The sequence below is a fragment of the Curtobacterium sp. SORGH_AS_0776 genome (assembly GCF_031453355.1).
Taxonomy (GTDB): Bacteria; Actinomycetota; Actinomycetes; order Actinomycetales; family Microbacteriaceae; genus Curtobacterium.
The window spans coordinates 3,446,143-3,468,371 of sequence record NZ_JAVIYU010000001.1 but is presented as its reverse complement, the minus strand read 5'-3'; the positions used below and the strand labels follow the sequence as shown (position 1 = coordinate 3,468,371).

24 protein-coding genes and 1 tRNA gene are annotated in these 22,229 nt (G+C 70.4%); 17 read left to right on the top strand and 8 right to left on the bottom strand.

Annotation, left to right across the window (positions count from 1 at the left end; translation table 11 throughout):
* Positions 1 to 119: 119 nt before the first annotated feature.
* Genes QE359_RS16840 through QE359_RS16830 form a run of 3 tightly spaced genes read left to right on the top strand, consistent with a single transcriptional unit; the run spans position 120 to position 2,022 of the window.
* Positions 120 to 569, top strand: coding sequence for a MaoC family dehydratase N-terminal domain-containing protein (locus QE359_RS16840; RefSeq protein WP_083295268.1), 450 nt, complete (start codon positions 120 to 122; stop codon positions 567 to 569).
* Complete coding sequence (locus QE359_RS16835; RefSeq protein ID WP_309780028.1) at positions 566 to 991, top strand: MaoC/PaaZ C-terminal domain-containing protein; 426 nt, start codon at positions 566 to 568, stop codon at positions 989 to 991. The genes QE359_RS16840 and QE359_RS16835 overlap by 4 nt, the downstream gene beginning before the upstream one ends.
* Before the next feature lie 2 nt (positions 992 to 993).
* On the top strand, positions 994 to 2,022 hold the full coding sequence (locus tag QE359_RS16830) for a UDP-N-acetylmuramate dehydrogenase (RefSeq protein ID WP_309780026.1): 1,029 nt from the start codon (positions 994 to 996) through the stop codon (positions 2,020 to 2,022).
* Positions 2,023 to 2,098: 76 nt separating this feature from the next.
* Here the strand turns inward: QE359_RS16830 and QE359_RS16825 are convergent, their stop codons facing one another.
* Positions 2,099 to 3,280 (bottom strand): pyridoxal phosphate-dependent aminotransferase, encoded by a 1,182-nt coding sequence (locus QE359_RS16825; RefSeq protein WP_309780456.1) that lies wholly within the window; start codon positions 3,278 to 3,280, stop codon positions 2,099 to 2,101.
* Positions 3,281 to 3,461: 181 nt separating this feature from the next.
* On the opposite strand from QE359_RS16825, the gene QE359_RS16820 reads away from it, so the two are divergent.
* The 6 genes from QE359_RS16820 (at position 3,462) to QE359_RS16795 (ending at position 7,035) form a co-directional block, all read left to right on the top strand.
* Positions 3,462 to 3,534, top strand: a tRNA-Trp gene (locus QE359_RS16820).
* 35 nt (positions 3,535 to 3,569) lie between these two features.
* Positions 3,570 to 3,833 (top strand): preprotein translocase subunit SecE, encoded by a 264-nt coding sequence (secE, locus tag QE359_RS16815; protein WP_370871658.1) that lies wholly within the window; start codon positions 3,570 to 3,572, stop codon positions 3,831 to 3,833.
* A gap of 119 nt (positions 3,834 to 3,952) precedes the next feature.
* Entirely contained in the window at positions 3,953 to 5,002 is a 1,050-nt protein-coding gene (gene nusG / locus QE359_RS16810) for a transcription termination/antitermination protein NusG (RefSeq protein ID WP_070418373.1), read from the top strand.
* A gap of 142 nt (positions 5,003 to 5,144) precedes the next feature.
* The gene (gene rplK / locus QE359_RS16805) at positions 5,145 to 5,576 is read left to right on the top strand and encodes a 50S ribosomal protein L11 (protein ID WP_022906459.1); all 432 of its coding nucleotides are present in this window, start codon (positions 5,145 to 5,147) and stop codon (positions 5,574 to 5,576) included.
* An 88-nt stretch (positions 5,577 to 5,664) separates the two neighbouring features.
* Positions 5,665 to 6,354 (top strand): 50S ribosomal protein L1, encoded by a 690-nt coding sequence (rplA, locus tag QE359_RS16800; RefSeq protein ID WP_070418374.1) that lies wholly within the window; start codon positions 5,665 to 5,667, stop codon positions 6,352 to 6,354.
* Positions 6,355 to 6,426: 72 nt separating this feature from the next.
* The gene (locus QE359_RS16795; RefSeq protein WP_092386359.1) at positions 6,427 to 7,035 is read left to right on the top strand and encodes a Pr6Pr family membrane protein; all 609 of its coding nucleotides are present in this window, start codon (positions 6,427 to 6,429) and stop codon (positions 7,033 to 7,035) included.
* On the opposite strand, the gene QE359_RS16790 is transcribed toward QE359_RS16795, so the two are convergent.
* Both QE359_RS16790 and QE359_RS16785 read right to left on the bottom strand, forming a co-directional pair.
* Positions 7,032 to 7,751, bottom strand: coding sequence for a YqaJ viral recombinase family protein (locus QE359_RS16790; RefSeq protein ID WP_309780025.1), 720 nt, complete (start codon positions 7,749 to 7,751; stop codon positions 7,032 to 7,034). The two genes, QE359_RS16795 and QE359_RS16790, sit on opposite strands and share 4 nt — an antisense overlap.
* 73 nt (positions 7,752 to 7,824) lie before the next feature.
* The gene (locus tag QE359_RS16785; protein WP_309780024.1) at positions 7,825 to 9,036 is read right to left on the bottom strand and encodes an ROK family protein; all 1,212 of its coding nucleotides are present in this window, start codon (positions 9,034 to 9,036) and stop codon (positions 7,825 to 7,827) included.
* Positions 9,037 to 9,181: 145 nt separating this feature from the next.
* Here QE359_RS16785 and QE359_RS16780 point away from each other — a divergent pair, with 145 nt between their 5' ends.
* The 6 genes from QE359_RS16780 to QE359_RS16755 all read left to right on the top strand — a co-directional run bounded on the left by QE359_RS16780 (position 9,182) and on the right by QE359_RS16755 (position 15,693).
* Positions 9,182 to 9,928 carry a sugar phosphate isomerase/epimerase gene (locus QE359_RS16780; protein WP_309780023.1) on the top strand — a complete coding sequence of 249 codons (747 nt, stop codon included), beginning with the start codon at positions 9,182 to 9,184 and terminating at the stop codon, positions 9,926 to 9,928.
* On the top strand, positions 9,925 to 11,082 hold the full coding sequence (locus QE359_RS16775) for a Gfo/Idh/MocA family oxidoreductase (RefSeq protein WP_309780021.1): 1,158 nt from the start codon (positions 9,925 to 9,927) through the stop codon (positions 11,080 to 11,082). Before QE359_RS16780 ends, QE359_RS16775 begins: the two co-directional genes overlap by 4 nt.
* 92 nt (positions 11,083 to 11,174) lie before the next feature.
* Positions 11,175 to 12,476: an ABC transporter substrate-binding protein gene (locus QE359_RS16770; protein ID WP_070418380.1), complete on the top strand. Its 1,302-nt coding sequence runs from the start codon at positions 11,175 to 11,177 to the stop codon at positions 12,474 to 12,476.
* A 263-nt stretch (positions 12,477 to 12,739) separates the two neighbouring features.
* Complete coding sequence (locus QE359_RS16765) at positions 12,740 to 13,735, top strand: carbohydrate ABC transporter permease (RefSeq protein WP_092386365.1); 996 nt, start codon at positions 12,740 to 12,742, stop codon at positions 13,733 to 13,735.
* On the top strand, positions 13,728 to 14,567 hold the full coding sequence (locus QE359_RS16760; RefSeq protein WP_070418381.1) for a carbohydrate ABC transporter permease: 840 nt from the start codon (positions 13,728 to 13,730) through the stop codon (positions 14,565 to 14,567). Before QE359_RS16765 ends, QE359_RS16760 begins: the two co-directional genes overlap by 8 nt.
* Positions 14,568 to 14,757: 190 nt before the next feature.
* Positions 14,758 to 15,693 carry a biopolymer transporter Tol gene (locus QE359_RS16755; protein WP_309780019.1) on the top strand — a complete coding sequence of 312 codons (936 nt, stop codon included), beginning with the start codon at positions 14,758 to 14,760 and terminating at the stop codon, positions 15,691 to 15,693.
* A 93-nt stretch (positions 15,694 to 15,786) separates the two neighbouring features.
* Here QE359_RS16755 and QE359_RS16750 read toward each other — a convergent pair whose 3' ends face one another.
* Entirely contained in the window at positions 15,787 to 16,518 is a 732-nt protein-coding gene (locus QE359_RS16750) for an ABC transporter ATP-binding protein (protein WP_309780018.1), read from the bottom strand.
* A gap of 83 nt (positions 16,519 to 16,601) precedes the next feature.
* A complete protein-coding gene (locus QE359_RS16745) occupies positions 16,602 to 17,393 on the bottom strand; it encodes an FtsX-like permease family protein (protein WP_309780017.1) in 792 nt (263 codons plus the stop codon).
* A gap of 101 nt (positions 17,394 to 17,494) precedes the next feature.
* On the opposite strand from QE359_RS16745, the gene QE359_RS16740 reads away from it, so the two are divergent.
* The gene (locus QE359_RS16740) at positions 17,495 to 17,980 is read left to right on the top strand and encodes a hypothetical protein (RefSeq protein ID WP_309780016.1); all 486 of its coding nucleotides are present in this window, start codon (positions 17,495 to 17,497) and stop codon (positions 17,978 to 17,980) included.
* Between the two features lie 242 nt (positions 17,981 to 18,222).
* Here QE359_RS16740 and QE359_RS16735 read toward each other — a convergent pair whose 3' ends face one another.
* From QE359_RS16735 to QE359_RS16725, 3 genes are read right to left on the bottom strand one after another with little or no spacing between them, the layout of a single operon-like run.
* Positions 18,223 to 18,951 carry a glycosyltransferase gene (locus QE359_RS16735; protein WP_309780015.1) on the bottom strand — a complete coding sequence of 243 codons (729 nt, stop codon included), beginning with the start codon at positions 18,949 to 18,951 and terminating at the stop codon, positions 18,223 to 18,225.
* Positions 18,948 to 20,309, bottom strand: a complete 1,362-nt coding sequence (locus tag QE359_RS16730) for a PIG-L family deacetylase (RefSeq protein ID WP_309780014.1) — start codon at positions 20,307 to 20,309, stop codon at positions 18,948 to 18,950. The genes QE359_RS16735 and QE359_RS16730 overlap by 4 nt, the downstream gene beginning before the upstream one ends.
* Positions 20,303 to 21,379 carry an acyl-CoA dehydrogenase gene (locus QE359_RS16725; protein WP_309780013.1) on the bottom strand — a complete coding sequence of 359 codons (1,077 nt, stop codon included), beginning with the start codon at positions 21,377 to 21,379 and terminating at the stop codon, positions 20,303 to 20,305. The genes QE359_RS16730 and QE359_RS16725 overlap by 7 nt, the downstream gene beginning before the upstream one ends.
* A gap of 105 nt (positions 21,380 to 21,484) precedes the next feature.
* Here QE359_RS16725 and QE359_RS16720 point away from each other — a divergent pair, with 105 nt between their 5' ends.
* Complete coding sequence (locus QE359_RS16720) at positions 21,485 to 22,225, top strand: response regulator transcription factor (protein WP_031274250.1); 741 nt, start codon at positions 21,485 to 21,487, stop codon at positions 22,223 to 22,225.
* The last annotated feature ends 4 nt before the right edge of the window (positions 22,226 to 22,229 follow it).

Genomic DNA, 22,229 nt, shown 5'->3' with positions numbered 1-22,229 from the left:
ATCGTTCCTCCCCATCCCCGGAGATCGGTGTCGGTTCCCCCGAACCGCGTCGGGTCAGCATAGCCGATGCATACTCATGGACACAGGCCCCCCGAGCGGGCGTCGCTAGACTGCCGGACGTGTCTGTGAACCCCGAGCTCGTCGGCAGGACGTTCCCGCCGGCCCAGCCCTACCTGGTCGGTCGTGAGAAGGTGCGCGAGTTCTCCCGCGCCGTGTTCGCGACGAACCCGATCCACCACGAGCCCGAGGCCGCCCGCGCCGCCGGCTACGACGACGTCGTCGCCCCGCCGACCTTCGCGGTCGTCGTGCAGGAGGCCACGCTCGCCCAGCTCCTCGCCGAGCCCGACGCCGGCATCGACTTCTCCCGCGTGGTCCACGGCGAGCAGGCCTTCGCCTACGAGCGCCCGATCGTCGCCGGGGACGAGCTCACCGCGACCCTGACCGTGACGAGCGTGAAGACCCTCGGCGGCAACGCCATGGTCACCGCCGAGAGCACGATGAACGACGCCGCGGGGGAGCACGTCGTCACGGCGACCTCCACCCTCGTGGTCCGAGGAGACGACGCATGACCACCGCACCCGTGACCGCGCTCGAGGTCGGCACCGTCGTCGCCGAGCGCGAGGTCCACCTCACCCGCGACTCGCTCGTCCGCTACGCCGGCGCGTCCGGCGACTTCAACCCGATCCACTACCGCGACGACGTCGCCGCCTCCGTCGGGCTGCCCGGTGTCCTGGCGCACGGCATGCTCACGATGGGACTCGCTGTGCAGCCGGTCTCCGAGTGGCTCGGCGACCGCGGCTGGGTGGTCCGCTACGGCGTCCGGTTCACCCGCCCCGTGGTCGTCGACCCGGAGCAGGGCGCCACCGTCGGCGTCGTCGCCAAGGTCGGCACCGTCGACGACGACGGCCGTCCGCAGCGCATCGACCTCACCGTGACCGCCGCCGGGCAGACCGTGCTCGGCAAGGCGCAGGTCACGGTGGCGTTCCGCTGACCGTGACGGAGTCGGTGCTCGCCGACCTCACGACGCTGCGCGTCGGTGGTCCCGCGGCGCGGCTGCTCACGGCGTCGACCACCGATGAGCTCGTCGCGCACGTGACGTCGGCGTGGGACGACGACGAGTGGCTGGTCCTCGGTGGCGGCAGCAACCTGCTCGTCGCCGACGACGGCTTCGACGGCACCGTCGTGCTCGTGCGCACGACGGGCATCGAGCACGACGCGGACGACGACGGCGTCACCGTCCGCGTCGCGGCCGGCGAGCCGTGGGACGCGTTCGTCGCCACGACGGTCGAGAACGGGTGGACGGGCCTGGAGGCGCTGAGCGGCATCCCGGGCACGGTCGGCGCCGCCCCCGTGCAGAACATCGGCGCCTACGGGGTCGAGCTGTCCGACGTGCTCACCCGGATCGAGTTCCTCGACGCGTCGACGGGGGAGCGCGCGTGGGTACCAGCGGCCGAGCTGGCGCTCGGCTACCGCACCTCGACCCTCAAGCACGGACGGCGCGGTGCCGTGCTGACGGTCGAGTTCCGGCTCGGAACCGTCCGCGGCGCCGGGGTCCCGGTCCGCTACGCCCAGCTCGCCGGGTCGCTCGGCGTCGAGCTCGGGGCGTTCGTCGGGCCGGCGACCGTGCGGTCCGAGGTCCTGCGGCTCCGAGGGTCGAAGGGGATGGTCCTCGACGCGAACGACCACGACACGTGGAGCGCGGGGTCGTTCTTCACGAACCCGATCGTGTCCGCCGCCTTCGCCGAGACCCTGCCGGCCGAGGCGCCGCGCTGGCCGGCGGGCGACGACGTCAAGCTCAGCGCCGCGTGGCTCATCGAGCACGCCGGCGTCCACCGCGGGTACGCCGTCCCCGGGTCCCGCGCCGCGATCTCGTCGAAGCACACGCTCGCGCTGACGAACCGCGGGGGAGCGACCGCCGCCCAGGTGGCCGAACTCGCCCGCTACGTCCAGGTGACCGTCCTGAACCGCTTCGGTGTCTCGCTCGTGCCGGAACCCGTCGTGGTGGGCGACCTGCTCGCCTGAGCCGAGCCGCGCCTCCTGGCCCGCAACGCGGAACGGCCCACCTCGACGAGGTGGGCCGTTCTGCGTCAACGGGTGACTACGCGAAGAACTTCGCGAGCCGCGCGACGCCCTCGGCGATGTCGTCGTCACCGAGCGCGTACGACAGGCGGAGGTAGCCGGAGGGGCCGAACGCCTCACCGGGGACGACCGCGACCTCGGCGTGCTCGAGGATGAGGTCGGCGAGTTCGAGCGTCGTGGTCGGAGTCGAGCCGGCCCACTCGCGGCCGAGGAGCGCCGAGACGTCCGGGTAGACGTAGAAGGCGCCGTGCGGGGTCGGCGTGACGAAGCCCGGGATCGCGTTCAGACCCGCGACGATCGCCTGACGACGGCGGTCAAAGGCCTCGCGCATGGCCGTGACGGGTTCCTGTGGGCCGGTCAGCGCGGCGATCGCGGCGCGCTGCGACACGTTCGACACGTTGCTCGACAGGTGCGACTGGAGGTTCGACGCCGCCTTGACCGCGTCGGACGGGCCGATGAACCACCCGACACGCCACCCGGTCATCGCGTACGTCTTCGCGACGCCGTTGACGAGGATCGTCGTGTCGGCGAGGGCCGGCACCGCCTCGAGGATGCCGGTGAACCGCACGCCGTCGTACACGAGGTCCTGGTAGATCTCGTCGCTGATGACCCAGATGCCGTGCTCGAGCGCCCACTCGCCGATGGCCTTCGTCTGCTCGGCGGTGTACACCGAGCCGGTCGGGTTCGACGGCGAGCAAAACAGCAGCGCCTTGGTCTTCGGGGTGCGGGCGGCCTCGAGCTGGTCGACCGTGACGAGGTAGTCCTGGTCGCTGCCGGCGAAGACGTCGACGGGGACGCCCCCGGCGAGCCGGATGGCCTCGGGGTAGGTGGTCCAGTACGGCGCCGGCAGGAGGACCTCGTCGCCCTCGTCCACGATCGTCTGGAACGCCTGGTAGACGGCCTGCTTGCCGCCGTTCGTGACGATCACCCGGGCGGGGTCGACGGTGATGCCGGACTCGCGGGCGGTCTTCTCGGCGATCGCCTGCTTGAGCTCGGGCAGGCCGGTCGCGGGCGTGTACCGGTGGTTCTTCGGGTCCTGCGCTGCCTGCACGGCGGCGTCGACGACGTGCTGCGGCGTGGCGAAGTCCGGCTCGCCCGCGGCGAACGAGATGACCGGGCGACCGGCGGCCTTGAGCGCCTTGGCCTTCGCATCGACCTTGAGCGTCGCGGACTCGGCGATCGCGGCGATGCGGGACGCGATGCGCGGCCGATCGGTGGTCGCGGCAGCGGGGTGGGCGGTGGACTCGGGGCCTGGGGCTTCGGTGCTCACGGGGCCCAGCCTACCGGCGCGGCACGCCGGAGCATCCGTCAAGTGGACACCGTGTGACGGACTCCCGTACACTCGACCACCGGAACACGGATCGGTGACGAACCGTGTCCGAAGGGCGGTGGCTCAATTGGTAGAGCAGCGGTCTCCAAAACCGCAGGTTGCAGGTTCGAGTCCTGTCCGCCCTGCACATCTGGAAGGGTAGAAGTTGGCGAGCAAAGACATGGAGACGACGGCGGATGACGTCGTCGCCAAGGCGAAGCAGGACCGGGCCGAGCGCCGTGGTCCGTTCGCTGCCATCGTGCTCTTCATCCGTCAGGTCCTCGGCGAGCTCCGCAAGGTGGTCACGCCGACCCGCAAGGAGCTCTTCAGCTACACGGGCGTCGTCCTGGTCTTCGTCGTCGTGATGATGATCCTGGTGTCGGTCCTCGACTTCGTGTTCGGACTCGGCGTCGGGTACGTGTTCGGCAACGGGCCGACGGCCTGAGCCGGACGCCGGCTGTCCTGACCGCTCGCGGACAGGAGTACGGTCGCCCGAGACGGCGCCGGTCGTGAACCGATCCGCCCGCCAACCCGATCCGCATCACCGAACGGAAAGATTCGACAGTGTCTGACAACTCCCGCGACGACATCGACCTCGCCACGGCTGCCGAGCAGTCCTCCGAAGTCGAGGAGAACCAGGAAGGCGACGTCGAGACCGGCGAGGAGCGTTCGGCCGAGTCCGCCGAAGAGCGAGCCATCGAGATCGAGGACGAGAACGACGAGTCCCTCGGCCTGAGCGACGAGCCCGACGACGGCACCGTCGACGCCGGCATCGACGAGGCGCTCACCGCGCTGGCCGAGTCGCGCGACCCCGAGGCCGACGCCGTCGTGGACGACGCGCTCGAGATCGACACCGCCGACGAGGCCGAGGCCGCCGTCGAGGCAGTCGAGGACGAAGAAGAGGTCGAGCTGGAAGAGGAGACCGCGGCCGAGGCCAACGCGACCCTCGCCGCCGACGAGGCCCTCGACGCTGAAGAAGCCGAAGAAGAGGCCGAGGTCGACCCGTACGAGGCCTTCAAGGCCGAGCTGCGGATGAAGCCGGGCAAGTGGTACGTCATCCACTCCTACGCGGGCTTCGAGCGCCGCGTGAAGTCGAACATCGAGAACCGCATGGTCTCGATGTCGATGGAGGACTACATCTACCAGGTCGAGGTCCCGATGGAGGACGTCGTCGAGATCAAGAACGGGCAGCGCAAGCTGGTCACCCGCGTCCGGATCCCCTCGTACGTGCTCGTCCGCATGGACCTCAACGAGGACTCGTGGTCCGTCGTCCGGCACACCCCGGGTGTCACCGGCTTCGTCGGCAACGCCCACAACCCGACGCCGCTCCGCTTCGACGAGGCGTTCGGCATGCTGAAGTCCCTGGTCCAGGTGGCCGAGGCCGCTCCGACCAAGGGCGGCGCGAAGGGCTCCGGCGGCGCACAGTCCCAGCCGGCGGCCGAGGTCGACTTCGAGATCGGCGAGACGATCACCATCAAGGAAGGTTCGTTCGCGGGTCTCCCGGGGTCGATCTCTGAGATCAAGCCGGAGAGCGGCAAGCTCACGGTCCTCGTCTCGCTGTTCGAGCGCGAGACCCCGGTCGAGCTCAGCTTCGACCAGGTCACCAAGCTGTAGTCCAACCCGATCATCGGGTAGACTCAACGAGTTTGGCCCCGCACGCTTCGTGCGTGCGGGGCTTCACCGCGGTCCGGAACGGCCGGGCCAGCGGGAGAGTGCACGGATCCCCGTGCGTTCGATTCCAGGAGGAAGACAAGTCATGGCACCGAAGAAGAAGGTCACGGGCCTGATCAAGCTGCAGATCAACGCGGGCGCCGCCAACCCGGCCCCGCCGATCGGTCCGGCGCTCGGTCAGCACGGCGTCAACATCATGGAGTTCTGCAAGGCGTACAACGCGGCGACCGAGTCGCAGCGTGGCAACGTCGTGCCGGTCGAGATCACCGTCTACGAGGACCGTTCGTTCACGTTCGTCCTCAAGACCCCGCCGGCGGCAGAGCTGATCAAGAAGGCCGCGGGTGTGCAGAAGGGTTCCGCGACCCCGCACACGGTCAAGGTCGCGAAGATCTCGATGGACCAGGTCCGTCAGATCGCCGAGACCAAGCAGGCCGACCTGAACGCCAACGACATCGAGCAGGCCGCGAAGATCATCGCCGGCACCGCTCGCTCGATGGGCATCACGGTCGAGGCGTAAGCCCCACCTGCTCAGGCACACAACCGAACACCCTTCCGTGGGAGAGCCGCGCCGGCTCGTCAACCACGTAGCTCCCAAGGAGAACACCATGGCGAAGAAGTCCAAGGCCTACCAGGCCGCGGCCGCGAAGATCGAGGCCGACAAGTTCTACACCCCCACCGAGGCAGTCGCCCTCGCGAAGGAGACCGGTTCCACCAAGACCGACTCCACCGTCGAGGTCGCCCTGAAGCTCGGTGTCGACCCGCGCAAGGCGGACCAGATGGTCCGTGGCACGGTCATCCTGCCGCACGGCACGGGCAAGACCGCCCGCGTCATCGTCTTCGCGGTCGGCGCAGCGGCTGAGGCCGCCATCGCCGCCGGCGCCGACGAGGTCGGTGGCGACGAGCTCATCGCGAAGGTCGCCGAGGGCTACACCGCCTTCGACTCCGCCGTCGCGACGCCGGAGCTCATGGGCAAGGTCGGCCGTCTCGGTAAGGTGCTCGGCCCGCGCGGCCTCATGCCGAACCCGAAGACCGGCACCGTGACCCCGAACGTGGCGCAGGCCGTCAACGACATCAAGGGCGGCAAGATCGAGTTCCGTGTCGACAAGCACGCCAACGTGCACTTCGTCGTCGGCAAGGCCTCGTTCACGCCGGAGCAGCTCGACGAGAACATCTCGACCGCACTCGAGGAGATCAACCGCCTCAAGCCGAGCGCCTCGAAGGGCCGCTACATCATGAAGGGCGCCGTCTCGACGACCTTCGGCCCGGGCATCCCGCTCGACGTCAACAGCATCTGAGTCATCTGACCAAGTGAAGGACCCGCACCGCTCCCGGTGCGGGTCCTTCCGCGTTCCCGGTAACGTGGCCTGGTGCGCACCCTCGTGAACTCGCTCCGGCTGCTCGCGGTCATCGCCGTCGTGGCCGCCATCGTCGGGCAGTGGCTGGTCAGCTCGAAGCTCCCGAGCTACAACCCGTGGAACTTCTTCGGCTACTTCACGATCCAGTCGAACATCATCATCGCGTTGGCCTTCGCCGTGACCCTCGTCGCGGCGGCCCGCCGGAAGCGCGGGGACCTGCGCGTGAGTCTGTTCCGCGGCGCGGCGACGGTGTACATCGCGACGACGGGAATCGTCTACAACACCCTGCTCACCGGGGTCGACGTGTCGGCGAACGTGCAGTGGTCGAACGACATCCTGCACAAGGTCCTCCCCGCGTACGCGGTGCTGGACTGGCTGCTGTTCTCCGACCGGTCGAAGCTCCTGCTCCGCCACGTGTGGTGGTTCCTCGTCTACCCGGCCGTCTGGACGATCGTGGTGCTGGTCCGCGGCGCGACGGACGGATGGGTGCCGTACCCGTTCCTGAACCCCGACCTGGGCTACGGCGTCGTCGCGCTGTACTGCCTCGGGGTAGCCGTGTCGATCGTCCTGCTCGGCGTGCTCGTCATCGGGATGAGTCGCCTGCGGATCGTGAAGGTCTAGCTCCGGAAGTCGCGCAGCCGGTCGAGCACGAGGTCGGCGAGCTGGATCAGCCCGCGGATCTGGTCGTCGTCGCGGTCGACCCACCGGCACTCGGGCTCGTCGGCGACGGGCACGAAGCCGTCGTGGCGTTCCCAGACGAACAGGGTGCGGTCGGCACCGAGCACGTACTGCTGCCACCAGATCTGGCGGAGGTAGTGCCGGGGGATGCTCCGCCACCCCTTGCCGGTGGTCTTGATCTCGGCGAGGACGACCCGTGACGAACCGTCGACGCCGACGCCGTCCGGGGTCGCGAGGTGGGCGCGGTTGGTTGCGGCGTGGAACAGGTGTGCGGACGGCTGGATGCCGTGCGTCGCGGCGACCCAGGCGGCGATGACCGGTTCGCGTTCCTTGCCGTGCTCCGTGAACGAGTTGCCGGAGAACCGCGAGCCGTACCGCTTGTCGGTGACGACCGCGTCGACGGCGCGCAGCGAGGCGAGCCGGGCGACGTCGGTGGCGGTGATGCCCATGGCGCGGGCGCGGAGCCACGCGACGCGGTCGGAGGAGTGCGCGACGATGCGCTCGGTGTGCCCGCGGAGCGCGGTGAACGCGTCGTGGACGACGGGGCCCGATGCCGTGGAGCCGGCCACGGATGCGACCGACGCCGGCGTACCGGGGGCGGGTTGCGCCTCCAGGCCGGGGTCCAGGTCGCCCCACAGGGTGGGCTGCACGATCGTCACCCGTCGATTCTCTCCCCACGCACCGACGAGACGAAACCGACGCACCGGCGGACGCACGGACGCGACGCACCGGTCAGGAGACCAGCTGGCGCCCCTCGGCGAACGTCACCAGCTCGTCGACCCCCGCGGGGGAGAGCGCGTACCCGATGGCGAGCGCCGCCGCGCCCTGGAGCGCCGCGAGCGACCCGGCCCGCGACTGCGCGATCACCAGGTGTTCCGTGGCGAGGGGCATGGAGCGGGAGTAGACGACCTCGCGGACCCCGGCGAGGAGGTGCTCCCCGGCCTGGGTGATCGATCCGCCGAGCGCGATGACCGACGGGTTCATGAGCGAGACGCACGTGGCGAGGACCTCGCCGATGTCACGTCCGGCCTGGCGCACCGCCTGGATGGCGTCGAGGTCCGACCGGTTGACGAGTTCGAGGACGTCCGCGCTGGAGTGCACGTCGTGCCCCTTCGCGCGGAGTCGTCGGGCGATGGCCGGACCGGAGGCGACGGCCTCGAGGCACCCGGTGTTCCCGCAGTGGCACGGCACGTCGCCGGCGCTCGAGACCCGGACGTGACCGATGTCACCCGCGGTGCCCTGCGCGCCGCGCTGGAGCTCGCCGTCCGAGACGATCCCGGAGCCGATGCCGGTGGCGACCTTGACGAAGAGCAGGTGGTCGACGCCGGGCCAGCCGTGCTCGCGCTCCCCGAGGGCCGCGATGTTCACGTCGTTGTCGAGCAGGACGTGGGCGGCGATGTGCGCGCGCAGCCATCCGGGCACGTCGAAGCCGTCCCAGCCCGGCATGATCGGCGGGTTCGCGGGGCGTCCGGTGGAGAACTCGACCGGCCCCGGGACGCCGATGCCGATCGCGATGACGTCCTCCCGGGCGCGGCCGACCTCGTCGAGGAGCGCGTCGATCGTCTCGACGAGCCACGTCAGGGTGGGGACCGGGCCGGCAGCGATGTCGATGCGTGCCTCGCGGGTGGCGAGCGGCTCGGCGACGAGGTCGGTGACGGCGACGCGGCCGTGCGAGGCCCCGAGGTCGGCGGCGATGACCAGGCGTGCGCGGGGCATGAGCGCCACCTGCGCGGGCGGGCGTCCGCCCGTGGACGCCGCGGTGTCCACGGGTCCGACGAGCCCGACCTCGATGAGGGCATCGAGGCGCACGCCGATCGTGGAGCGCGCGAGTCCCGTCAGGCTGGCGAGCTCGGCCCGGGTCCGCGGCACGCCGTCGCGGAGGATCTGGAAGAGCTCGCTCGTCCCGACCGGAGGCGACGCTGCCGTCCGGTTCAAGTCGACCATGTGGGGGAGTGAAGCACACATCGAACGCGCCACGCAACGAAGTTCGTCGAAGAACCACGAACTTCTGCTTGACCGCCGACAAAAGTGGTCATAGTGTGACGCTCGGTCGACGTCGACCACACCATCTCGACGAGGAGAACCCCTGGTGACCCAACCGCTCTCGGTCCAGCTCTACACAGTCCGCGACGCCCTCGCTGCCGATCTGCCCGGCACACTGCAGCGCATCGCCGACATCGGCTACACGAACGTCGAGGCCTTCGGCTTCGTCGACCGCGCCGAGGCTCTGCGCGATGCCCTCGCCGCGGCCGGACTGCAGAGCCCGAGCGGCCACGCCCGGCTCCTCGACGCCGGCGAGCAGGACCTCGAGCAGATCTTCCACGCGAGCGTCACCGTCGGCCTCACGACCCTCATCGACCCGCACATCGACGAGGCCCGCTGGACCACCCGCGAGGACGTCGAGGCCATCGCCCGCGAGCTGAGCGCCCTCGCTCCCCGTGCCGCGGACCACGGTCTCACTCTCGGCTACCACAACCACGCGTTCGAGTTCTCGAACCGCATCGACGGCGTCTCCGCCTACGAGGTCTTCGCCGACGCGCTGTCCGACGACGTCGTGCTCGAACTCGACACCTACTGGGTGAAGGTCGGCGGCGACGACCCGGTGGCGATCATCGACAAGTACGGCGACAAGGTCCAGTTCCTGCACGTCAAGGACGGCGACGGTTCGCACGACGACAAGAAGCAGGTCGCCGTGGGCAACGGTGTCATGCCGATCCGCGAGATCATCGCCGCGGCGCCGGACGCGCTGCACGTCGTCGAGCTCGACGACCACGAGGGCGACGTCTTCCAGGCCGTCACCGACTCCTACACGTTCCTCGAGGGGGCCCGCGCATGACCGACACCACCACCGCGACCGACACGCAGGTCGACGCCACCGAGACCACCCGCACCGGCCCGGTCGGCGTCGGCGTCATCGGCGCCGGGGTCATCTCGGACCAGTACCTCTCGAACCTCACGGTCTTCCCCGACGTGACGGTCCACTTCATCGCCGACATCGACCTGCCCCGCGCAGCGGCCCAGGCGGAGAAGTGGGGCGTCGCCGGATCCGGCACGGTCGAGGAGCTCCTCGCGAACGACGACATCGAGATCGTCGTCAACCTGACGATCCCGGCCGCCCACGTCGAGGTCGCCCTGCAGGCCCTCGCCGCCGGCAAGCACGTCTGGGGCGAGAAGCCCTACGCCCTCGACCGTGCGAGCGCCGCCGAACTGCGCGACGCCGCCCGTGCCGCCGGCAAGACCGTCAGCGTCGCCCCGGACACGTTCCTCGGTGCCGGGCTCCAGACCGCGCTGCGCACCATCCGCGACGGTCGCATCGGCACCCCGCTCAACGGCCTGACGCTCTTCCAGAGCCCCGGCCCGGAGTCGTGGCACCCGAGCCCCGAGTTCCTCTTCGCGTACGGCGCCGGCCCGCTGTTCGACATCGGCCCGTACTACATCACGACCCTCGTGCAGGCGTTCGGCCCGGTGAAGAAGGTCACCGCGACCGCGTCGAAGTCCCGCGCGACCCGCACCATCGGCTCCGGCCCGAAGGCGGGCACCGAGTTCCCGGTCGAGGTCCCGACGAACCACTCGGCCCTCATCGAGTTCGAGAACGGTGGCAGCGCGCAGAGCGTCTTCTCGTTCGAGTCCGACCGCGGCCGCACCGGCTTCGTCGAGATCGCGGGCGAGACCGGCACGGTCGTGTTCCCCGACCCGAACAACTTCGACGGCGACACCGAGCTGTACGCACTCGGTTCCGAGGAACCCGAGACGATCCCCGCCGTGGGGTCCACCTACTCGCGCGGCACCGGCGTGGTCGACCTGGCCCGCTCGCTCCGCGCAGGAGCGGAGAACCGGGTCCCCGGTGCCCTCGCCTTCCACGTCCTCGACGTGATGGTCTCCATCGCCGAGGCAGCCGAACGTGGTGAGGCGGTGCTCGTGGAGAGCACCGTCGCACCCTCCCCGACCCTCCCCGAGGGCTGGGACCCCGCGGCGTCGACCCTGGCCTGACCGGCCGGAGCGGCACCGCACACACAGCAGCACCCGACAGCACGAACAGCACCACCCCCTGCACCATCTCAACGACGAGAAAGTAGAGAGTCATGCGCACTGCCATCCGCGCACTGGCCATCACCGCGGCCGCGGCACTCACCGTGACCGGCCTCGCAGCCTGCTCCTCCGGAGGCTCCGGTTCGTCCGGCGACTCCAAGACGCTCACCTACTGGGCGTCCAACCAGGGCACGTCGCTCCAGAACGACAAGGAGGTGCTGACCCCCGTCCTCAAGAAGTTCACCAAGGAGACCGGGATCAAGGTCGACCTCCAGGTCATCGGCTGGAACGACCTGCAGAACAAGATCCAGACCGCCGTCACCTCGGGCCAGGGCCCGGACGTCGTCAACATCGGCAACACCTGGGCGACCTCGCTCCAGGCCACCGGCGCCTTCCAGGAGTTCGGTGACTCGGAGATGAAGGCGATCGGCGGGTCCGACAAGTTCGGCAAGGTCGCGCTCTCGACCGGTGGCGCGCCCGGCAAGACCGTCACGAGCGTCCCGCTCTACGGCCTCGCCTACGGCCTGTACTACAACAAGAAGATGTTCTCGGACGCCGGCATCGAAGCGCCGACCACGTGGGAGGACCTCACCGCCGACGCGAAGAAGCTCACCTCGGGTGACAAGTACGGCTTCACCATCGCCGGTGGCTCGTACACCGAGAACTCGCACTTCGCGTTCATCACCTCCGCCCAGAACGGCGGCGAGTGGTTCGACAAGGACGGCAAGCCGACCTTCACCCAGAAGGCGAACGTCGACGGCATCAAGCGCTACCTCGACCTGATGCAGTCCGACAAGGTCGTCAACCCGTCGAACGCGCAGTACGACAACGGCACCCAGGCCGTCTCGGACTTCGCGAACGGCAAGGCCGCGATGATGCTCACGCAGAACAACGCGAACGCGACCATCACGTCGCAGGGCATGAAGACGGACGAGTTCGGCGTCGTGCCGTTCCCGACCACCGCTGACGGTCAGGACATCGCGTCCTTCCCGGCCGGCATCAACCTGTCGATCTTCAAGAACACGAAGAACAAGGACGGCGCGCTCAAGTTCGTCAAGTACATGACGAGCGCGGACACGCAGACGACGCTCGACAAGCCGTACTCGGCGCTGCCGGTGCTCGCCGCGGCTGCTGACTCGGTCACCGACGAGCAGACGAAGACGTTCCTCGACATCTACAACAACAAGGCGAAGCCGCTCCCGCTGGTGCCCGCCGAGGACCAGTTCGAGTCCACGGTCGGCAAGGCGATGAACGACATGTTCGCCAAGATCGCGACCGGTTCCACCGTCTCGGACAGCGACATCAAGTCGGCGCTCCAGACCGCCCAGGACCAGGTGTCCCAGGCCGCTGGTTGATCCGCCCAGGAGGCCCGGGTCGCGTCCGAAAGGACGCGCCCCGGGCCTCCACCCCTCAGGTCTACGGCCCCTCCCGCTCCGGGACGGTCGTTTCCAGCCCCCTCAGGTCCACGGCCCCGCCCACGTCGAGCCCGCGACCTGCGGTTCCGCACCCGGCCACACGCCGGGGGTGAGCCGATCGGCTCACGCATGCCGCGCCTCCCGACCGCTGCCACGGTCCGCGCGAAGCACCCGATCCCCCTCCTGCCGAAAGGCCCCCGCTCATGTCCACCTCGGTCCTGCCCGACTCCGAGCGCATCGACCTGACCCACACGAAGGGCCCGACCACGTCGGGCCGTCCGCCCGGTCGGAAGCGCAAGGGACACTGGCTGCCCTACGCGCTCGTCGCGCCCGCCATCCTCTTCGAGCTGCTGATCCACATCGTGCCGATGCTCACCGGCATCTGGATCTCGTTCATCCAGCTCACCAAGTACTTCATCGCCAACTGGGGTGCCGCACCGTTCGCGGGGCTGCGCAACTACTCGGTCGTCATCGACTTCGACCAGGCGATCGGCAAGGGCGTCCTGAACTCGTTCCTCATCACGTGCGGCTTCACGGTCCTCGTGGTCGGGCTCTCGTGGACCTTCGGCATGGCCGCCGCGGTCGCGCTGCAGAAGCCGTTCAAGGGTCGCGGCCTGTTCCGCACGCTCTTCCTCGTGCCGTACGCGCTGCCGATGTACGCCGGCATCATCACCTGGAAGTTCATGTTCCAGCGTGACTCGGGTGCGATCAACCACATCCTCGTGGACCAGCTGCACCTGTTCAACGGCACCGGCCCGTTCTGGCTGATCGGCTCGAACGCCTTCGTCTCGGTCGTCGTCGTGGCGATCTGGAAGACCTGGCCGTTCGCGTTCCTCATGCTCATGGCCGGCCTGCAGTCCGTGCCGAACGACGTGTACGAGGCCGCCTCGGTCGACGGCGCGAAGCCCTTCCGGCAGTGGCGCTCGATCACGCTGCCGATGGTGCGCCCGGTCAACGTGACGCTCGTGCTCGTGATGTTCCTCTGGACGTTCAACGACTTCAACACACCGTTCGTGCTGTTCGGTTCGACCGCCCAGCCCCCGGCGGCGGACCTGCTGAGCTTCCACATCTACAACGCGTCCTTCATCACCTGGAACTTCGGCTCCGGTGCCGCGATGAGCGTCCTGCTCCTCATCTTCCTGCTCATCGTCACCGGCATCTACCTCGCCGTGACCAACCGGAGGTCCGTCCGTGCGTGAGACATTCGGCGCCAAGTCCTTCAAGGTCGTGACCCTGGTCGTCCTGACCCTGTTCACGGTCGTCCCGCTCTACGTGATGATCACCACGGCCATCAAGCCGCTCGGTGACGTGCAGAACGACTTCACGTGGATCCCGACGAACATCACCATCCAGCCGTTCATCGACATGTGGTCGACGGTCCCGCTCGGCAAGTACTTCATCAACTCGCTCGTGGTCTGCACGGTCGCGACGGTGTTCTCGCTGATCATCGCGACCTTCGCCGCCTACGGTGTCTCGCGCTGGAACTTCAAGGGCAAGAGCACCTTCACCACCGCGGTGCTCTCCACCCAGATGTTCCCCGGAGTGCTGTTCCTGCTCCCGCTGTTCCTGATCTTCACGAACCTCGGGAACGCGCTCGGCATCCAGCTCGTCGGCAGCTGGACCGGCCTGATCATCACCTACCTGACGTTCACGCTCCCGTTCTCGATCTGGATGCTCGCGGGCTACTTCGAGACCATCCCGCGTGAACTCGACGAGGCCGCGATGGTCGACGGCTCCGGCCCGATGGGTGCCCTGTTCCGGGTCATCCTGCCCTCGGCGCGTCCGGGTCTGGTCGCGGTCGGCATCTACTCGTTCATGACGGCCTGGGGCGAGGTGCTCTTCGCCTCGGTCATGACGAACGGCGACGGGCAGACGCTGGCGGTCGGTCTGCAGCAGTACTCGACGCAGACGAACGTGTACTGGAACCAGATCATGGCGGCGTCCCTCGTCGTCTCGATCCCGGTCGTGATCGCGTTCCTCATCGTGCAGCGGCAGTTCGTGGCCGGCCTGACGGCCGGTGCGGTGAAGTAGGCAGGACCGCCTGACGGGAGGCGCGGTGCGGGTCCGACCCGCACCGCGCCTCCCGTCCGTGCGTGCGCTGGTGCGCGGGTGCGTGCGCTGGCAGCGAGACTCGGCCGGGCGGACGCTTTCGCGTCCCCGAGGCCACGAAGGTGTCCGCCGGGGCGAGACTCGGCGGACGGAATCCAGACAGGATGGGACCATGAGCGAGCCACGCGGGCGGCAACTGCTGCCGGGACAGACCAGCCGGGTGCACGTGTACGACGTCGAGAGTCGGACGAGCCGGCTCGTCTTCGAGTCGAGCTCGGTGCTCGTCGAGGCGCCGAACGTGCTGCGGGATGGCACCCTCGTGCTGAACGGGGACGGCGATCTCTGGCTGCTGCGCCCCCCTGCCGACGGCGACGCCGTGCTCGACGAGACCGCCCTCGTGCGCGTCCCGATGCCCGGCGTCCCCGAGATCAACAACGACCACGTGCTCGACCCCTCGGGCAACTCCGTCGTGGTGAGCGCCCGCGACGGGGACCTGTACCGGGTGCCGGTGCCGGCCGGGGGAGCGGCGGCGACCCTCACCGACGTCACCACCGCGCTGCCGGTCGTCCGGAAGTTCTACCTGCACGGCATCGCGCCCGACGGCGAGACCCTCGCGGCGATCGTCGGGGAGCGCACCGAGGAGGGCGTCTGGACCACCGACGTCGCCCTCGTCGACCCGGCCACCGGGGACCCGACGTTCCTGACCCGCGACGAGCACCCCGACGACGGCGTCTCGTTCGCGGGCGAGATGCTCGTGTGGAACTCGGAGCGGTTCACGCCGGGCACCGCGCAGCTCGTCGCCCTCTGGCCCGGTGCGACCGACCCGGTCCGGATCACGAACGACGACCGGGTGAACTGGTTCCCGCACGTCTCGCCGGACGGTGCCCACCTGCTCTACCTGTCGTACGAACCCGGCGTGCAGGGCCACCCCGCTGACCACCGCGTGGAGCTCCGGCTCCTGCCCGGCTCGCTCGTGCGCGGCGCCCGGATCGCTGTCCAGCCGGAGACCCTCGTCACGCTCGAGGGCGGGCAGGGGACCGTGAACGTGCCGCCGTGGTCGCCGGACTCGCGCTGGTTCGCGTACTGCGACTACCCGGCGGGCGGCTGAGGGGCGCGAGACTCGCCGCCGCGGACACTTTCGTGGGTCGAGTGCCACGAAAGTGTCCGCATGGCCGAGACTCGGCCCCGGCGGCCGGCCTGCCTACACCTCGCGCACCTGGCCCTGCTTGATGTGCAGGCGGCGCTCGGCCCGCTTCGCCACCCACGAGTCGTGCGTGACGATGACCACGGTGAGCCCGCGCTCCTTCCACTGCTTCTCGATGAGCCCCATGATCTCGTCACGGGTCGTCTCGTCGAGCGCACCGGTCGGCTCGTCCGCCAGCAGCACGCTCGGGTTCTTGACCAGCGCCCGCGCGATGGCCACGCGCTGCTGCTGCCCGCCGGACAGTTCCGCGGGCAGGTGGTCGAGCCGTTCGCCGAGGCCGACCTCCCGGAGCGCAGCGGTCGCCCGGTCGCGGATCTCCGACCGCGACCGGTTCGCGAGGGACCCGGCGAACGCGGTCTCGACGTTCTCCAGCGCCGTCAACGTCGGGATGAGGTTGAAGCTCTGGAAGACGAACCCGATCTCGGTCGCCCGCAGGTTCGTCAGCGCCCCGTCCCCGAGCTCCGCCACGTCCTGGTCACCGAGGAGCACGCTGCCGGCACTCGGACGGTCGAGCGCGCCGAGCATCTGCAGCAGGGTCGACTTGCCGCCGCCGGTCGGCCCCTGGATCGCGACGAGCTGTCCCTGCGGGATGGTCAGGTCGACGTTCGTCAGCGCGGTGACGGTCCGGTTCTTCTGCTTGTACGTCTTGCTCACGTTCTTCAGGGCGTAGATCGGCCTGGAGGCGCGGCTCGCCTCCGCAGCGGAGGGGGCGGTCTCGATGCTGGTCACGGGGGCTCCTGTCGGTTCCGGTGTCGATGCGGTGCTGTCGGGGCCGGCGACGACGGGGGTCGTGCCGGTGGTCGGCCCGGGCATCAGGCCACACTCCGCAGTGCCTCGGCCGGACGGAGCCGGCTCGCCCGCCAGCCGCCGAGTGCGCCGGCGATGAGGCCGCCGAGCACGGCGAGGCCGATCGCGAGCAGGATCACCTCGACGGTGACGGGGGCGTGCAGGACGACGTCGGTCGTCGAGGCCGTGCTCGCACCGCCGCCGAACCCACCGGCGGGGGCGCCACCGGTCGTACCGCTGCCGGCCGCCGCCGTCGCCGCGCCACCGGGCATCCCGCCGCCGCCCATGCCGCCGCGGTTCGTCGTGGACGAGGCGCTCGCCGAGATCGTCGGGGAGATGACGTTCACGACGAGGATGCCGATGAGACCAGCGGCCGCACCGATCACGCCGCCGATGATGCCCTGCACGAGGGACTCGCCGGCGACCTGGCGCGTGATGCGGCCGTTCGACCAGCCGATCGCCTTGAGGGTGCCGAACTCCCGCGTGCGTCGGGTGACGCCGGAGATCGTGAAGAGGATGGCGATGAGGAACGCCGCCGCGAGGACGACGATCGACAGCCAGGTGCCGAGGTTCGAGACGAGGCTCGAGGCGGTGCTCAGCGAGCCGGAGACGCTCGACGCGAGGTCGGCCTCGGTCGAGACGGTGGCGCTGGTGAGCTGCTTCTGCAGCGCCGACTTGATCGTGCCGACGTCCGACGAGGACGACGCCGAGACGTAGATCGAGGTGACCTTGCCGTCCAGGTCGGCCAGGGACTGCGCGGTGTCCAGCGGGATGTACGTGTTCGAACCGGTGGTCGACGACGAGCCGGTGGACGACACGATGCCGATGACCGAGAAGTCCTTCCCGGCCGATGGAGACGGTGTCGCCGACGGCCTTCGACTCGCTCTTCGCGTAGGCGGCGTCGAGCACGACGACGTCCTTGCCCGCGTCCGCCGACGTGAACGCGCGACCCTTCGTGAGCTCGGTGCTCGTCAGCGGCCCGACGGTGTCACCGGACACCGGGATGCCCGTGACGGTGAACGAGTCGACGCTGAACGACCCGCCGCCGAAGCCGCCGCCCTCGCCGCCGCTCGGCGGACCCTGCTGGGTCCCGGTGCCGCTGCTGTCGCTCGAGCTGCTGCTGCTGTCCGACTGCTGCTGCACCTGGCCCGAGAACGTGCTGTTCTCGAGGGTCAGGACACCGGTCGCGGCCTTCACTCCGCTCGTGCTCGTGACGGTCTGCACGTCCGACGCGCTGAGCGTGCTGGACCCGCGGGAGACGGCGAGCCGGGACTGCGACAGGTCGGTCGAACCACTGCCGCTGCCGGAGCTGCCCTGGCTGCCGAAGTCGAAGCTCGGACGCCCGGTGGCGGAGCCGGTCGGGGTCTCGGTCTTCGTCACGGTGATGTCGGTACCGACGCCGTAGACGGACTGCAGCACGCTCGCCTGCGCGGCCTTCACGCCGCCCGCGATCGAGGACACGATGACCACGAGGGCGATGGCGAGCGCCATGCCGATCGCGATGATGACGGTCTGCTTCTTGCGGTTCGTGAGTTCGCGCCTGAGGTAGGTCAGGAACATGGTTCTCCTCGGTGTTGGGGTCGAGGAGACCGTAGGGAGGCAGTCGATGAGCGGTGCTGCGGGATCCCAAGAACTTCCGATGAAGCCTCAGCTGGCGTCGCCGTACGTCCGGCGGAGGTGCTCGGCGTAGCCACCGGGTGTCCGACCGTCGAACCGGCCGCTCGTCACCACGGGGAGGTCCGTCGTCGCACGCACGTCGAACCCGAGGGCTCGTGCACGCTCGACGAGCCGGACGTCCTCGTGCTCGGGCACCGGGTCGAAGCCGCCGATCGCCAGGCACACGTCCCCCCGCAGCCCGAGGTTCGCACCGTGCACGTGGCCGAGCGTCGACCCCGGCGGGTGCGCGTGCGTCCACCGGGCGAGGACCACGGGGTCGAGGTCGTCCGGGTCCGGGACCACCGCCCCCACCAGGACGTGCGCGCCGTCGGCGTGGGCCTCGACCTGCTGCACGAGCCAGCCCGGGTCGACGCGGGAGTCGGCGTCCGTGTGGGCCGTCCACCGCTCGGACGGATCCGGGCCCGTCGCGAGGGCACGGGTGGTCCCGACGGCCCGTGCTCGTCCGACGCCGAGGTGCGCGGTCTCGACGACCTCGAGGGGGACCTCGGTCCAGAGCGGGTCCGCGGCCGCCGCCGACCGGAGGACGAACGCCGTCCGGTCCGTGCACCCGTCCAGGACGACCACGACCGACACCTCGACGGTGGGGTGCGCTCGCCGCAGGACCCGGACCGCGTCGGCGAGGGCCTCGACGCAGCCGCCGATGCCGTCCTCCTCGTCGTGCGCCGGCACGACGACGTCGACGCGTGCGGGGAGCGTCACGGGGTCAGCCCTTCCGTCGTCGCGACGGAGACCACCGCCGGACCGGGGAAGACGCTCAGGACGAAGTCCTCCTCGACGTGCCGGACGAGCGCGGGCCGCGGCCACCGCTCGGCGATCCGGGCGTCCACGGCGTCGCCCGAGGTCACGGCGTCGTCGTCGGGGTGCCGCCAGTGACAGGCGACGAGGACACCGTCGTCGTCGAGGGAACCGAGCACCCGGTCGATCGTGGCGTCGAGGTCCGCCGGCGACAGGTAGTACCCGACCTCGGACACCACGACGAGGTCCCATCGACCGTCCGGCCACTCCGACGGCAGCTCGGCCTGGACGAACCGGGCGGCCGGCGCACGCAGCCGGGCACGTTCCAGTGGTGCCGCGGCGATGTCGGTCCCGAGCACGGCGTCGGCGCGCTCGGTCAACGCGGCCGTCAGCACCCCCGTCGCGCAGCCGAGCTCGAGCGCGGACCGGTACCGCTCGCGGGGGAGCGCCGCCAGGGTCACGGCACGCTTCCGCCGTTCGTACCAGGAGCCCTCGAAGTCCCAGCCCTCCGGCTTCCGCTCGTAGTGGGCGTCGAAGGACTCCCGGGAGCGGGAGGACTGCACCGCGGACACGGCGAAGAACCACTCGGTCGGCCGCAGGTGGTGCGCGGCGTGCCGGGCGTCGACGATCGCCTCGTCGCCCGGGGCCGGCGAGAGCGGCCGGGTCTGCGAGGGGTAGGCGTCGAGTGCAGCGCGCTTCCGGTCCAGGACCGCCGACGACAGCGCCAGCGACCGGGCCCGGTCCCAGGGCGCCGCGGGATCGGACGGCTCGTCCCAGTGCCACGCCCAGATCGGGTACTCGAGCATCTCCGCTCCCGGAGTGCCCGCGACGACGTCCGCGGCGACCTCGCCCGCGATGCGGTGGTCCCGGTGCCCGTCCCCATGCCACGGCGCGACGACGAGCACGGGACCGTCGACCGGCCCGACCCGCTCGGTGAGCGCGGCCCGGAGCACGTCCGGGTGCTCGCGGAGCCCACCGTCCGGGACGTCCAGGACCGTCGCGCTCGCCGTGGGGGCGAGTGCTGTCAGCGCCGCCCGGAACTCGGTGTCCCGGATCGTCCGGAGCCGCTCGGGGGAGGTGGTCGGCGAGTCCGGGTGCGAGCCCTCGCCGCGGGTCACGAGCAGCACGTGCACGGGGACACCGGCGTCCGCGGCGGACGCGATCAGCCCGCCGGCGCCGAGGGTCTCGTCGTCGGGGTGCGGTGCGACGACCACGACCGCGGCGACCCCGTCGAGCCGCACCGGCAGCGAGGGCACCGACCGCAGGAAGGGCGTCCAGTCGGCGGGGTCGGTGCCCGGCTCGCGGTGGTCGAAGCTCACCACGCGACACCGCCTCGCTCGACGACGAAGCGACCGGCGCGGGCGAGGTCCCGCTCGCCGTGGTCCTGCAGCACGTAGAGCTCGAGGTCGGCGACGCGCGCGGCGACCGCCGGGTCCGAAGTCAGAGGAGCGGGGCCGATCGTCCGCACGACCCGCTCCCGGACGGCGTCGACCGCCCGACGGACCCGGGAGCGCACGACCTGGGCGAGCAGCGACCAGTCGTCGTCGGAGATCGGGGCGGCTGCGGCGCCGGAGTCGGTGCCCGCGCCGTCGATCCGGGCCGCGGCGTCGGCGAGGGCGTCCTCGGCGTCGGCGAGGTCGGCGACCGTCGCGCCGAGGGCGGCCTGCAGCAGCTCGGACCCGGGCCGGGACGCCACCAGGGAGCGGAGGACCCGGGCGAGTCCGACCGCGCCGCCCCACCAGCACGCCGCGACACCGATCCCGCCCCAGGCGAACCCCGGACGTGTGAGGTACCAGCCGGGAGCGCCGACGGGCGTCGCGTGCACCCCGTCGAAGTCGACCGGGCCGCTCGGCACGTCCGGCATGCCACGGGCGACCCAGGCCTCGTCGTGCACCGTCACACCGTCCTGCCGGAGGTCCACCGCGAACAGCTGCCGCTCGTCCCCGACGTGGGCGGTGACGAGCGCGTTCGAGAGGCTCGACGCGAGGGAGCACCACGGCTTCGTGCCGTCGAGCGCGAACGAGCCGCCCGAGCCGCCCGACGTCGCCGTGAGCCGCAGCCCCGTGCCCTCGGCGGCGAACACGCCCCACGTCGACCCCTCCGGAGCGTCCACCCCGGCCTGCGCGAGGATGCCGAGCGCGTCGAGGTGCGGCTCGACCGTGCGCGCGAGGGCGACGTCCGCGGCCGCGACGGCAGCGAGCGCGGCGAAGGACCCGCCGGCCGTCCCCGCGGACAGCAGCGGGGCCGTGGAGGCGACCGACCGCGCGAACGCGAGCCGGTCCGCCGCGGTCGCGCCGCGCCTCCCGGGACCGCCTGCGATCCGGGCGGACTCCTCGATGCGCGCGGTGTCGACGGATCGGGCGGAGGCCGGCCAGGCCGAGGATCGGAGCATGGCACTCACGCTACGGAGCAGGCGCCGTGCGCCGGCTCGGGAATCCACAGAGCGCGGAGGGGCGCCCCACAGACCGCTCATAGGAAACTCTCGATACTCGAAGACGTGACCATCTCCCAGCCTGCAGCAGCCCCGCGCCTCACGCGTGCCGACGGAACCCCGTTGCGCATCCTCGTCGTCGACGACGAGGCCAGCCTCACCGACCTCCTGTCCATGGCGCTCCGCTACGAGGGCTGGGACGTCAAGAGCGCGAACGGCGGCCAAGACGCGCTGAGCACGGCACGCGAGTGGAAGCCGGACGCGATGGTGCTCGACGTGATGATGCCGGACCTCGACGGTCTGCAGGTGCTCAGCCGGCTGCGGCAGAACAACGACGACACCCCGGTGCTGTTCCTCACCGCCAAGGACTCCGTGGAGGACCGCGTCACCGGTCTCACCGCGGGCGGCGACGACTACGTCACGAAGCCCTTCTCCCTCGAAGAGGTCGTGGCGAGGCTCCGCGGGCTCATCCGTCGCTCCCAGATCTCGATCTCCGAGGCCGGCGACTCGCGCATCGTCGTGGGCGACCTGGTGCTCGACGAGGAGTCGTACGAGGTGTCCCGCGCCGGTCGGCCGATCGAGCTGACCGCGACCGAGTTCGAGCTCCTCCGCTTCCTGATGCGCAACCCGCGCCGCGTGCTGTCGAAGGCGCAGATCCTCGACCGCGTGTGGTCCTACGACTTCGGGGGCAAGTCCTCCGTCGTCGAGATCTACATCTCCTACCTGCGCAAGAAGATCGACGCGGGCGAGACCCCGATGATCCACACCGTGCGCGGCGTCGGGTACGTCATCAAGCCCACGTCCTGAGGTC